The sequence below is a fragment of the Pseudarthrobacter sp. CC4 genome (assembly GCF_048957775.1).
In the GTDB taxonomy this organism is placed as follows: Bacteria; Actinomycetota; Actinomycetes; order Actinomycetales; family Micrococcaceae; genus Arthrobacter.
Genome location: NZ_JARCCZ010000009.1, coordinates 148619 through 161412, shown reverse-complemented (window position 1 = coordinate 161412; position 12794 = coordinate 148619). Strand labels below are relative to the sequence as shown.

General features: G+C 66.2%; 11 protein-coding genes. 6 read left to right on the top strand and 5 right to left on the bottom strand.

Features of this window, described 5'->3' with window-relative positions; translation table 11 throughout:
- Positions 1 to 5: 5 nt before the first annotated feature.
- Entirely contained in the window at positions 6 to 725 is a 720-nt protein-coding gene (locus tag PV768_RS07985) for an ABC transporter ATP-binding protein (RefSeq protein WP_421092751.1), read from the bottom strand.
- A gap of 12 nt (positions 726 to 737) precedes the next feature.
- On the bottom strand, positions 738 to 1844 hold the full coding sequence (locus tag PV768_RS07980; RefSeq protein WP_321214563.1) for an FtsX-like permease family protein: 1107 nt from the start codon (positions 1842 to 1844) through the stop codon (positions 738 to 740).
- Between the two features lie 183 nt (positions 1845 to 2027).
- Here PV768_RS07980 and PV768_RS07975 point away from each other — a divergent pair, with 183 nt between their 5' ends.
- From PV768_RS07975 to PV768_RS07950, 6 genes are all read left to right on the top strand, one after another.
- Positions 2028 to 3371 (top strand): sensor histidine kinase, encoded by a 1344-nt coding sequence (locus PV768_RS07975; protein ID WP_421092750.1) that lies wholly within the window; start codon positions 2028 to 2030, stop codon positions 3369 to 3371.
- On the top strand, positions 3364 to 4023 hold the full coding sequence (locus PV768_RS07970) for a response regulator (protein ID WP_421092749.1): 660 nt from the start codon (positions 3364 to 3366) through the stop codon (positions 4021 to 4023). Before PV768_RS07975 ends, PV768_RS07970 begins: the two co-directional genes overlap by 8 nt.
- 160 nt (positions 4024 to 4183) lie before the next feature.
- Positions 4184 to 5002, top strand: coding sequence for a pyruvate, water dikinase regulatory protein (locus PV768_RS07965; protein ID WP_421092748.1), 819 nt, complete (start codon positions 4184 to 4186; stop codon positions 5000 to 5002).
- Between the two features lie 149 nt (positions 5003 to 5151).
- Positions 5152 to 7545 (top strand): phosphoenolpyruvate synthase, encoded by a 2394-nt coding sequence (ppsA, locus tag PV768_RS07960; RefSeq protein ID WP_421092747.1) that lies wholly within the window; start codon positions 5152 to 5154, stop codon positions 7543 to 7545.
- 95 nt (positions 7546 to 7640) lie between these two features.
- Complete coding sequence (locus PV768_RS07955; RefSeq protein ID WP_421092746.1) at positions 7641 to 8090, top strand: SRPBCC family protein; 450 nt, start codon at positions 7641 to 7643, stop codon at positions 8088 to 8090.
- A gap of 10 nt (positions 8091 to 8100) precedes the next feature.
- Entirely contained in the window at positions 8101 to 8565 is a 465-nt protein-coding gene (locus PV768_RS07950; RefSeq protein WP_157240741.1) for a pyridoxamine 5'-phosphate oxidase family protein, read from the top strand.
- A gap of 214 nt (positions 8566 to 8779) precedes the next feature.
- Here the strand turns inward: PV768_RS07950 and PV768_RS07945 are convergent, their stop codons facing one another.
- From PV768_RS07945 to PV768_RS07935, 3 genes are all read right to left on the bottom strand, one after another.
- A complete protein-coding gene (locus tag PV768_RS07945; protein WP_421092768.1) occupies positions 8780 to 10036 on the bottom strand; it encodes an SLC13 family permease in 1257 nt (418 codons plus the stop codon).
- 365 nt (positions 10037 to 10401) lie between these two features.
- Complete coding sequence (locus PV768_RS07940) at positions 10402 to 10782, bottom strand: universal stress protein (RefSeq protein WP_157240749.1); 381 nt, start codon at positions 10780 to 10782, stop codon at positions 10402 to 10404.
- Between the two features lie 35 nt (positions 10783 to 10817).
- Positions 10818 to 12788, bottom strand: coding sequence for a tripartite tricarboxylate transporter permease (locus PV768_RS07935; RefSeq protein ID WP_421092745.1), 1971 nt, complete (start codon positions 12786 to 12788; stop codon positions 10818 to 10820).
- Positions 12789 to 12794: the final 6 nt, after the last annotated feature.

The following is a 12794-nucleotide window of genomic DNA, read 5'->3' as shown; positions in this document are numbered from 1 at the left end:
TGTTCTCAGGCGCCAGTCAGGACCGGGGCCGTGAGGACGCCGTCCCGCATGGTGGCCACAACGTCGGTCAGCGGCACGAATTCGGTGTCGTGGGTGACCATCACCGTGGCCATGTTGAATTCCGAGGTGACCTCGCGCAGGAGCCGGATGATCGATGTGCTGCGTTCGTGGTCCAGGGCTGCCGTCGGCTCGTCCACCAGCAGGACTTTCGGGTTCCCCATCAGTGCCCGGGCGATGTTCACCCGCTGGCGCTGGCCGCCGGAAAGCTGGTGCGGCAATTTGCCGGCGCTCGCGGACAGTCCGACCACGTCCAGGAGTTCGGCGGCTTTCCTGCCGGCCGCTTTGGCGGGCTTTCCCCGCAAATGGTCGCTGATGATGAGCTGTTCGGCGGCCGTCAGGGAGGGGAGCAGGTTGGGCTGCTGGAAGATGATGCCCACCTTGCCGCGCCGCAGGGCGGTAAGGTCCCTGTCCCTGAGCCCGGCGGTATCGGTGCCGTCGATGGTCACCTGTCCCCGGGTGGGCCGGACCAGGGTGGCGGCGGTGGCCAGCAGGCTTGATTTGCCGGACCCCGACGGACCCACCAGGGAGACCAGCTGCCCCGCCTGCACGGTGAGGCTGACCCGGTCCAGGGCCGTTGTTGTTCCGCCCCCGTCCGGGTATTCGAGGGTGACGTCGGCCAGGCTCAGGGGAGCGGGCCCGGAGGCAGGAAACTGCATGGTGTTCATGGTTTGTCCTTTCTAGTTCCCGCCGAGGGCGAGGAGGGGATCGATGGTGGTGACGCGCCGCACCGCGAGGGCCGCGCCGGCGAGTCCCAGGGCAATAATTCCGACGACGGGCACCAGCGTGGTGGCTGCCGTGAGCAGGAACGGGGCAGCCTGGGCGGCAAGGAGCCCGGCGGCAACACCCAGGATCCCGCCGGCGCCCGCCCCCGCCACCAGGACAAGTGCGGCCTGGGTGATGGCGTCCCGAAGGATGTAGGAGCCGGGGGCGCCCATGGCCTTCAGGACGGCAATATCCCGGGTCCGCTGGATGGTCCATACCGTCAGGAACGCCACGATCACCAGGGACGAGATGCCGTACAGGAAAGCCTGCATCAGGGTCAGGGAGCCGTTCTCGCTTTTGAACGAGCCCAGCGCCTGGAACGAGCCGGTCCGTGAGGCGCTCACTGTGTTGGCCGCGGCGTTGGCTGCGGCTTCATCGGGGGCGGCGCCGTCCGCATGGGTGACGGCGACGACGGTGGCCAGCTGCCCGCCGTCGGACACGTGTGCCAGCGCGGTCCACGCTGGAAGCGCCGTCCACACCACACTCGTGTGGGCGTACCACTGGTCCTCAACGACGGCGCTGACGGAAAGTTCCACGCCGCCGATGTCCAGCGCGTCGCCCTGCCTGAGGGACAGCGCCTCCGCCACCGAAGCGCCCACCACCGCAGTGCCGGCTGACACGTCGGACGGCGCCAGCCCGCTTCCGGGAGCGACACCAAAGACGGCCACATTGGCCGTGCCCGAGCCGGCGGCAGCACCCTGGGCGCGGGTTTGGGTGATGCCCAGCGGTTCGGCGGAGCCAACACCCGGCTGGTGCTTCCAGGTGTCCACCTGGGCGGCGGTGACTGAGCTGTCGGTGTAGGAGGCCGTGGGAACACTGGAACCGGGTGCGCCGAACACCACCGTGTCCACCGGCGAACCGGCAGCAGCACCCAGCTTGCCAATCGCGGAAGTGGACTGCTCGGCCAGCCCGGCGGTCAGGCCGGACAGCATGACCAGCAGCAGGGTGATCAGGGCCACCACGCCGCCCATCATGGCGAACCGGCCCTTGGCGAAACGGATGTCGCGGAGTGCGAGGAACACGTTGTTCTTCTCTCGGTAGGGAGTTGCAGGGAGGGATCTGTGGAAGGAGGTCCCAATCCACTGTCCCGCGCGGCGGCGCCCGGGCAATCGTGCAGCCAGTTGAGCCGCGGAGGAGGAATGGTGGACCCGGGCGTCAACCTTTTGATTGACGCGTCGCCGGCCAGCCCGGCATAAGCTGGTGAAATGCCCGCCGCGCCGCCACTGCCCCCTGTCAGCGCACCCGGGGAGGGTGTGCCGCGGGACCCGCTGAGCGCCGTCGAATCGGCGTCATCCGAAGCGATCCTGCGGGTGCTGAGGGTGGCGCTGCACACCGGGTTCGCAACCTTGCTGGTGGTGGGCGTGGTCCGGCTGCTTGCACCGGGATCCGCGGGATCCTTCCCGCTTCTGTGGGCCGGAGTTGCCCTTCTCCTGGCCGGCGTTTACCTCACCGGGACTGTCCTGGAACACCGCTTTGCCGCAGGCCGGACCACCTTCGACCCCCGGCGTCACGGCATCCAGTGGCTGGCCGCGGTGACGGCACTGTGGGCCCTCCTGCTGATGGGAAGCGCCGAGTTCGCCTGGCTGGCTTTCCCGCTGTTTTTCCTGCACGTCCACCTGCTGCCCCGGCCCGCCGCGCTGCTGACCATTGCGCTGATGACAGCGGCGGTCATTGCCTCCCAGTGGTCCGCCAGCGGTGAGCCGGTTCCGCACGTGGCAGCCGTCGTCGGGCCGCTGTTTGGCGCCGTCTTCGCCGTCATCACCGGCCTTGCCTACGTCGCCCTCTACCGTGAGGCCGAGAACCAGCGGCGGGCCGCGGACGAGCTGCGCCGGACCCGGCAGGAACTGGCAGCATCCCAGCACGAGGCCGGGGTGCTGGCGGAGCGGGAGCGGCTGGCCCGGGAGATCCATGACACGCTGGCGCAGGGCCTTTCCAGCATCGTCCTGCTTGCCCGCGCGGCGGAAAAGTCGCTGGCTGACGGGGACCGGGGCACTGCCGCATCCCGGGTGGCCCTCATGCAGCAGACGGCTGCCGACAACCTGGCCGAAGCGCGCAGCTTTGTCCGCGGCCTGTCCTCGCCGCAACTGCACGAAACAACACTGGTGGAGGCCCTGCGCCGGCTGTGCGAGAACACTGAATCAGGTGCCGCCGCCCGCGGAATGCCTCTCCGCTGCCGGCTGGAAGTGGACGGCGACCCCGTCGAACTGCCGCAGCCGTACCGGGTCACCCTGCTCCGTGCCGCCCAGGCCAGCCTCGCCAACGTCCGCGACCACGCCCGCGCCAGCACCGCCGTCGTCACCCTCACCTTCCTGGGCACTGAGGTGACCATGGACATTTACGACGACGGCATCGGCTTTGACCCGTCCCTTGCTGTCCGTGCAGCGCACGACGGCGGTGCTGACGGCAGCGGCTTCGGCCTGCGCTCGCTGCAGCAACGGGTTAATTCACTCCACGGGTCGCTGGAACTGGAGGCGGCGCCGGGGGAAGGGGCGGTGGTGGCCATCCGGCTGCCGCTCGATGACGCCTCCCTGGGAGGCGCCGATGAGTAGCGTCCGGGTCCTGCTGGTCGATGACCATCCGGTGGTCCGGGCCGGCCTGAGGGCCATGCTCACAGAGTTTGAGGGCATCTCCGTCGCTGCGGAAGCTGCCGACGGCACGGCTGCGCTGAAGGAACTGGCGCGGCTCACGGTCCTGGGCGAAGGAGTGGACCTTGTCCTCATGGACCTGCAGATGGGGGCCGGCATGGACGGGGTAGCGGCCACCGCCGAAATCCGGAGGCTGGCGGTGCCGCCGCCCGTCCTGATCCTCACCACCTACGACACGGACGCGGACATCCTGGCCGCCGTGGAGGCAGGGGCCAGCGGTTACATGCTCAAGGACGCGCCGCCGGAACAGATCCGGCAGGCCGTGTTCGCGGCCGCAGTGGGGGAAACCGTCCTTGCACCGCGGGCGGCGGCCCTGCTCATGAAGCGGATCACCAACCCGGCCACCTCGCTCACCCCGCGCGAAGTCCAGCTGCTGGAGCTGTTGGCCACCGGGCTTTCCAACCGCGCCATTGCCAAACAGGTCTTCATCTCCGAGGCGACGGTCAAGACGCACCTGGTCCACATCTACGGGAAACTCGGCGTGGACAACCGGACGGCGGCCATCGCGGCTGCCACCCGGCGACGGATCATCCGCCCGCCGGGGCAGGGCACGTAACCGCCCGCGGAGCCGAGGGGGTCCACCGCCCCCGTAAACTCGATGTCATCACCGCCCGGACCCGTTCCCCGCCGTCGCTGAACGAAAGGCATCCCATGACGTTCTACCGCCATGACCCGCGGCTCATACTCCCCGCCGCCGTGGAAGTCCGAAAAGCACCATGAACAGCGGCGATCTCCGTCCCGTCTACTTCCTCTCGGACAGCACCGGCATCACTGCGGAAACGCTCGGCAATACCCTGCTGACGCAGTTTCCCGTGAACAATTTCGACCGCGTAACAATCCCGTTCATCACCAACGCGGGGCAGGCGCGTTCCGTCGTCGAGACCATCGACGGCCTCGCTGCCAAGGGCCTGCAGCCCATTGTCTTTTCCACGGCGGTCAACGGCGAAATACGGCAGATCCTTGGCACCTGCCGGGGCATCGTGGTGGACCTCATCGGAACCCATATTGGAGTCCTGGAACAGGGGCTCGGCACGCCGGCCAGCGGGGAACCGGGCAGGGCGCACGGGCTGGGGAACGCTGCCCGTTACCAGTCAAGGATGGCCGCGGTGGAGTACGCCATGGAGCATGACGACGGCCAGAGCCTGCGCGCATTGGAGAAGGCGCAGGTCATCCTGGTGGCCCCCTCCCGGTGCGGCAAGACCCCCACCACCATGTACCTGGCCCTGCAGCACGGGATCTTCGCCGCCAACTTTCCCCTGGTGGACGAGGACTTTGAGCGGGAAGGACTGCCGAAACCGCTGAGGCCCTTTGTTTCGAAGTGTTTCGGCCTGACCACGAATCCGCTGCGGCTCAGCCAGGTCCGCACCGAACGGCGGCGCGGCTCCCCCTACGCTTCCCTGCGCCAGTGCGGGTTCGAGCTGCGCAGCGCGGAGCGCCTGTACGAGTCCTACGGGATTCCGTACCTGAATTCGGCCAGCGTGTCCGTTGAGGAAATGGCGGCGACCATCCTCCAGAAGATGAACCTCAAGCATTAGGGAAAAGTTTCACAAATCCAGTGTGGCGCACGTCATGTGGCAGGACTTTTGGAGACCTGACACTGTGGACAGGAACTGTGCGCATCTCCGCGCGTCCGCCGTGCGCGGATGCGGGTAGGTGCGCGACCCTCTGCAAAGGAGCAGCAACTATGACAACAGACATCCTGTGGTTCTCCGAACTCGGGCTTAAGGACCTGGACCGGGTGGGCGGCAAGAATGCCTCCCTCGGCGAAATGGTGCAGAACCTGACCTCCGCCGGCGTACAGGTGCCGGACGGTTTCGCCACCACCGCTGACGCCTACCGCCGCTTCCTGGCAGACTCCGGCCTGGACCAGAAGATCGCCGACCGGCTGGTGGGCCTGGATACTGATGATGTGACGGCCTTGGCCGCAGCAGGCCAGGAGATCCGGTCCCTGGTGCGCGGGACGCCTTTCCTCCCGGACTTCGAAGAACAGATCCGGAACTCCTACCAGCAGCTGGTCGAGAAGCACGGCGGCTCCGCGGACCTCTCCTGGGCGGTGCGGTCCAGTGCGACCGCCGAAGATCTGCCCGACGCCTCCTTCGCCGGGCAGCAGGAAACCTTCCTGAACGTCCGCGGCATCGAGAACATCCTGCAGGCCATCAAGGACGTCTTCGCGTCCCTGTACAACGACCGGGCCATCGCCTACCGCGTCCACCACAAGTTCGAGCACGCCGACGTGGCACTTTCGGCCGGCGTCCAGCGGATGGTGCGCTCCGACGTCGGGTCCTCCGGTGTCATGTTCACCATGGACACCGAATCAGGCTTCCAGGACGCCGTTTTTGTCACCTCCTCCTACGGCCTGGGCGAAGCCGTCGTCCAGGGTGCCGTGAACCCGGACGAGTTCTACGTGTACAAGCCGGCCCTGGCGGCCGGCCGCCCCGCCATCCTCAAGCGCGGCCTGGGCGAGAAAGCCCTCCAGATGACCTACACGAACAGCCAGGAAGTGGGCCGCACCATCGACTTCGTGCCGGTGGAGGCTTCCCTGCGCTCGCGCTTCAGCCTCAGCGACGACGACGTCGAGCAGCTCGCCCGGCACGCCGTCGCCATCGAGAAGCACTACGGCCGGCCCATGGACATTGAGTGGGGCAAGGACGGCATTGACGGCGGCCTGTACATCCTGCAGGCACGCCCGGAAACCGTGCAGTCCCGCCGTGCCCCCGGCAGCCAGACCCGCTTCCGCCTCAACGAAACCGGCCCGGTCCTGGCGGAAGGCCGTGCCATTGGCCAGCGCATCGGCGCCGGCAGCGTCCGCATCCTCACCGCACTCGACCAGATGGCGGCATTCCAGACGGGCGACGTCCTCGTCGCGGACATGACCGATCCCGACTGGGAACCGATCATGAAGCGCGCCTCCGCCATCGTCACAAACCGCGGCGGGCGGACCTGCCATGCCGCCATCATCGCCCGCGAGCTGGGGATCCCCGCGGTTGTGGGAACCGGCCACGCAACTGATGCGCTGTCCGACGGCGTCGAGGTCACTGTTTCCTGCGCCGACGGCGAGACCGGGGTCATCTACAAGGGGCTGCTGGACTTCACGGTCGAGGAAACCGGGATCACCCAACTGCCCGAGGCGCCGGTGAAAGTGATGATGAACGTGGGAACGCCGGAACAGGCGTTTACCTTTGCCCAGCTGCCCAACCACGGCGTGGGCCTTGCCCGCCTCGAGTTCATCATCAACCGCCAGATCGGCATCCACCCCAAAGCCTTGCTGAACCTTGAGGACCAGGCGCCGGACGTGGCTGATGAAATCCGGGAACGGATCGCCGCCTATGACAGCCCGCGCGACTACTACATCAAGCGCCTGGCCGAGGGTGTGGCCACCATCGCCGCCGCCTTCGCGCCTGAGCCGGTCATCGTGCGCATGTCCGATTTCAAGTCCAACGAGTATGCCAACCTCATCGGCGGGCCCGCCTACGAACCGCACGAAGAAAACCCGATGCTCGGTTTCCGCGGCGCCTCACGCTACCTCGATCCCTCGTTCCGGGACTGCTTCGACCTCGAGTGCGAGGCGCTGTCCTTCGTCCGCAACGAGATGGGCCTGACCAACGTCAAGCTCATGATCCCCTTCGTGCGGACCCTGGACGAGGCCCGCGGCGTTATCGACCTCCTCGCGGAGAACGGGCTGCGGCGCGGCGAAAATGGCCTCGAGGTCATCATGATGTGCGAACTGCCGTCCAACGCGCTGCTGGCGGATGAGTTCCTGGACTACTTCGACGGTTTCTCCATCGGCTCCAACGACATGACCCAGCTGACCCTGGGCCTTGACCGGGATTCGGCGGTGGTGGCCGGGGGCTTCGATGAGCGCGATCCTGCCGTGAAGAAGCTGTTGGCAATGGCAATTCGGGCCTGCAGGGAGCGCGGCAAGTACGTCGGTATCTGTGGCCAGGGCCCCAGCGACCACCCCGACCTGGCGGAGTGGCTGGTTGACCAGGGCATCGAGTCCGTCTCCCTCAACCCGGACACCGTGGTGGACACCTGGATCAGGCTTGCTGAAAGCAGGCAGCTGGCCGCCCAGGGCTGAGGGACCTTCGGCACTTCCGCTCCTGCCAGGTTGAGTCAAAGCTGTTCGCAGGGCCCGTGCCGCGGGTCCTGCGGACGGCGGCCTTGGAGGGAACGATGAAGCCGATCATCGGAGAAATAGTGATCGCCGCCCCGATCGAGGCAGTCTTCGATTTCGTGGCGGACGAAACCAACGAGCCCCTCTACAACCCACGCATGGTGCAGGTGGAGAAGCTCACGCCCGGGCCCGTTGGGCTCGGGACCCGGTACGCCGCCGTCATGAAGGGGCGGCGCCGCTCCCGCGTGACCATCGAATGCACGGGGTTCAACCGTCCCCGTTCGCTGAAATCGCACAGCCGGACTGCCGGCCTGGACATCACCGGCGGACTGACTTTCGCCCCGCAAGGAAACCACTGCAGGCTCCGCTGGGTCTGGAGGCTGGAGCCGCACGGCCCGCTGCGGCTTCTCGGGCCCCTGGTGAGGGCCGTGGGCAACCGCCGGGAACAGGCCACCTGGATGGCGCTGAAGGAATACCTGGAGCTGCGCCAGCCTGCCGGGCAAGTCTAGGATCATGGCCATGGGCATGACACAGCCGGGATCGAACACCGAGGTCCTCACTGAAGCGGAGTGCTGGAAGTACCTGCGCTCCTCGTACATCGGCAGGCTGGCGGTCATCAACGGGACCGCCCCCGAGATTTTTCCGGTGAACATCGTGGCGGCAGAGGAGGCACTCTATTTTCGGACTGCCCCTGGCACCAAGTTGCGTTCCTTGCTCGCAGGGGCCGCTGTGGCGCTGGAGACGGACGGGCTGAACGCGTACAGCACCGAGGTGTGGAGCGTGGTGGTCAAAGGCATTCCCGAGCCCGTGGAAGACGGCGTCTTGCCCCTGGAGCTTGCGGACCCGGACCGTGAACCTTGGGAACCAGGCCTCAAGGAGCACCTGGTTCGGATCAACCCCACCGAGGTCACCGGACGCAGGTTCGCTGTCCACACGCGGACGCGGTGGTGGCCGCCGCTGGATTTCTCGTCGGACTGGACGTAAGGCATCAGAGGCGGTTCGATCCAAGGGCACTCTCAGGTTCTGCTCAAGGTTCGATCAATATTCGCGGTGATCTGCCGAATTGGACTTTGGCGGAAGCTATCACCGGATAGATTGCTGTCTGTTTCCACGTTCCCCAACACGGAAGCAAGGGAGCCCCCGCGCTGGAGCTAGACTCGCGCGGGGGTTCCGCCATTCTGCGAGGCGCCCGGACCGCTCACACGATGCCCATCGGTACCAGCAAGGCCCAGGCCAGCAGCGGGCCGGCCAGCACCACCGCGCCGGCGTAGGCCATCAGTTGGCGGTATACGCGCTGCCGGTCATCCTCCCGTGCGTTGGCAACGATCAGCGCACCGTCCGTGGAGAAGGGGGACACATCAACCACTGTGGCGGCGATGGCCAGGGCGGCGACCGTACCGGAGGCGCTCAGGGAACTGGTGGCCAGCAGCGGGCCCGCCAACGGGATGAACGCAGTCAGCAAAGCTGTTGAGGAGGCAAAGGCCGAGCCAACGCCGATGACATAACAAAGGACGAGGGCAATGACCAGCGGCGCGCCCAATGCCAGGGCATGCCCGGCGAGGGTATCAATCACTCCCACGTGCTGGAGCAGGGAGACATAGGTGATCATGCCCGCCACCAGCAGGACAGTGGACCACGAGATGCCGCCGATGAAGGTCTGGTGTTCCTTGATGTTGATCAGTGCCAGGAGGAGGCCGGCGGAAAGGGCAACAAAACCGATGGGCATGCGGAAGCCCAGCGTGCACACCAGCATCACCACGATCAAGGCCAGAGTGACGATCTGCTGGCCATGCGGGCGCCGGGAAGGTGACGTATCAACATCCGCGTGCTGGCCACCCTTACTGTCGCGAAGCCTGCCTGTAAGGGCGAACAGCACGATGGTCAGGACTGACAGGATGAGGTTGACGGCAAAGCTCGCGGCGAAAAGCGAGCCTTGGGAAATGGGAAAGCCGTTTTCCGCTGCAATCCCGTGCACCAGGACGCCGGCTACGGACAACGGGGAAAAGCCTCCCGCATGGGCGCCATTGATGATGAAGGCGCCCATCAGCACGGGATGGATGCGGGATTCGTAGGCAAAGCCGATGGCGGCCGGGGCCAGCAGGGCGACGGCGGCGGGGGAAAAGGTTCCCAGTGCCGTCAGTGCAGCAGCCATGAGAAAGAACACCCAGGGAAGCAGCAGGGTCCTTCCCCTCACGAGGCGCACGCACGTCTGGACAATGATGTCGATCGTGCCGTTCCGCTGGGCCATGCTGAAGAAGTAGGTGACCCCAATGATGGTCAGGACGATGCTGGCGGGGAACTCCGCCAGGATCTCCCTATCGGTCATTCCAAGCATGAAGTAGCCGACGCCGAAGGACGCCACCAGCCCCATCACCCCGATGTTCAGCGGCCACTTCGTGGCGACGATGAACATCACCACGAGGATGGCGAGTGGGATGATCTGAACAGCTGTCATGGCAGGCTCCGGTTCCGTGGCGGCTGCCGGGCTGAAGATGGTGTTGCCCGGCGGGAGGGCGCCCAGGATTGTGGTTGCGGCCGCCACCAGCAGGATACGGCTGCGGCGGGCGGTGCCCGGGATAAGCCGTCCCGGGTGTCGGCTTTCACCGGGTCTGCGGTTGGCTGCGCAGCCTCATGGTGGCTGTCCTTCGTCTGGCGTATCGGAAAAGATGGCCACATAAGGGGAGGCAGGGCCCGGAGATGGCCCTGCCTCCTGTGCGTGCGCGCCGTCCTCCGCGCCCGTCTCTCGGGCTTCCTGTTGCGATGGAGTGCGTGGACGGCGGCACGCGCGCCGGACGGGGGTCCGGCAGGTTGTGCCTGTACTTACAGCCTGTCGGCCCGCACGGCGAGCACGGGGCAAGTGGCGTCCAGGAGGATCCGCTGAACGGTGCTTCCCAAAATGAGCTTGCCCACCATGGAGCGGTGCCGCAGGCCAATGACGACCATTTCGACGTCTCGGTCCTGCGCAATCTGGATCACTGCATCTCCCGGGTCGGCCAAAACGGAGGATTCGACCGTGAGGGCAAGCCCGGCATCGGACAGCTTGCCTTCCAGTTCCGCGATCTCGTGATCGTCGAGGTCATGGTGTCCCCGGCCCACATTGACAATCAGCAGATCCGACTTTCGCAGGTGCGCTTCCTTGATGCCCTCCGTGAGTGCTTCCCGTCCTTCGGGGGCGGGCGCATAGGCCACGAGTACCGTCATTTGTCTTTCTCCAATGGTTTAGGGGGTAGGGACTGCTAGACAAGGGTGTTGAGCCAGCCTTGCGGCAGGTCGATCGGCAGCAGGGAGGGGAGCGCCAGGAGCACGACATACAGCACCCCTGTATAGATGACGGCGACCTTGAGGCGGGCCCTTGCGACCACCAGCAGGAACGCGGGAATGAAAACCGTCACGGCCACGAGGTATCCGAATACTGCGGTGAGTGCCAGGAAACCGGTCATCCATGCGAAGGTTTTCAATGCGAAGCCTGCATCGAGTGTCCAGCCGGCCCGATCGGCCCTCGTGCGGACCCGTGCCCGAATTTCGGTGAAGAGGAGGATCCCGGAGAAGGCCAGTCCGCCGATGCTCACCAGCTGGGGGACGAGCCTGGCCTCGGGTGAGAAGGACGCCGATGATATGAGGGCTGCGGCAAACGCGACGGCGAAGATGCCGGATGCTGCCAGGGACCAGGTCGAGTTCTTCAGGGGCGCTTCGTCGTCCTCGGGCTGCTCATCCCTGTGCCCGTCGTCGAGGTTGGTCTGGCGGCGGGCGCGGATGAACTTGACGAAGGCCCACATCATCGGAAGGACCAGGATCGCCAGGAAGACCAGGACACCGGGCCGGGCCATCCAGTCGAAGCCTTCGTACAGGCTGTCTGTGAGGAAGTAATAGCGTTCCAGCGGGATTGCCAACACGAAGCCGATGAGGAAGGGCGCCCGCGGGAACCCGGTGGACTTCAGCAGCCAGCCAAAGACGCCCAAAATGATCATCACCCAGAGGTCGCCCAGCTGGCCGCCCTCCTGGAATGAGCCGAGGAGCATAACGGCCACGAGTCCCGCGGCCAGGACGGCGAAGGGGACCTTAGTCAGCTTTGCCAGCTGCTTGACGCTGAGGAAGCAGAAGAGCGCTCCGAGAATGGATGCGATGGCGAAGGACCAGACGATCAGGTACATCAGGTCCAGGTGCTCGGTGATGATCGAAGGACCGGGCTGGATGCCGTATGTGAGGAGCATTCCGAGGAGCATCGCGGAGGGTACGCCGCCGGGGATGCCGAAGAGAAGGGTGGGGATCAGGTCGCCGGCCTCCACGGAGTTGTTGGCGCTTTCGGGGCCGACGATTCCGCGCGGGTCGCCCTTGCCGAACTGGCGCTTGTCCTTGGCGGTGGCGACGGCCTGACCGTAGGCCAGCCAGGTTCCTGCGGTGGCACCGACGCCGGGGAGGACGCCGGCCCAGATGCCGATGAGCGCTCCGCGGATGACCTGGGTCCAGTGGCTGAGCCATTCCCGGATGCCTTGGCCCCAGCCGCCGCCGAGGGTTATTGTTTCCCTTTGTCCGCGCCTCTGGCTTGCACGTGATGCGATTTCGGCCAGGCCGAAGATTCCCAGGGCAACGGCCACGAGCGACAGGCCGTCGCCGAGGAACAGGCTGCCGAACGTGAAGCGTTCCTCGGCCGTGGTGGGTGAGGTTCCCACCATGCCGAGGACCAGGCCAAGGAGTCCGGCGGAGACACCCTTGATGATGTTTCCCCGCGAAAGGACTGCGGCCAGGGCTACGCCCAGGACGGTCAGCATGAACAGTTCCGGGCTGGCGAAGGAGAGCACGAGAGGCCGGGCAAGCGGTATCGCCAGGGTCAGGCCGATTGCGCCGATGATGCCTCCGGCCATTGACGAGAGGAACGCCAGCGTCAGGGCACGGGCTGCCTGTCCTTTCTTGGCCATGGAGTAACCGTCCAGCATGGTCACACTCGCAGACGCGGATCCGGGTGCGCCGAGCAGCACGGCGGAAACGGTGTCTGAAGTATGGACGACGGCGAGGGCTCCAATCAGGAGGGCCAGCGCCTGGGGCGGTTCCATGCCGAAAGTGATGGGCAGGAGGATTGCGACGGCGCCGGTGCCGCCCAGCCCCGGGATGAGGCCTATGATGAGGCCGGCTACGGTGCCGATCAGGAGCATGATGAGGAGGGAGGGGTCAGCGAGGGATGCCAGCGCTGCCATTGCGGAGTCAAGCATGATGGT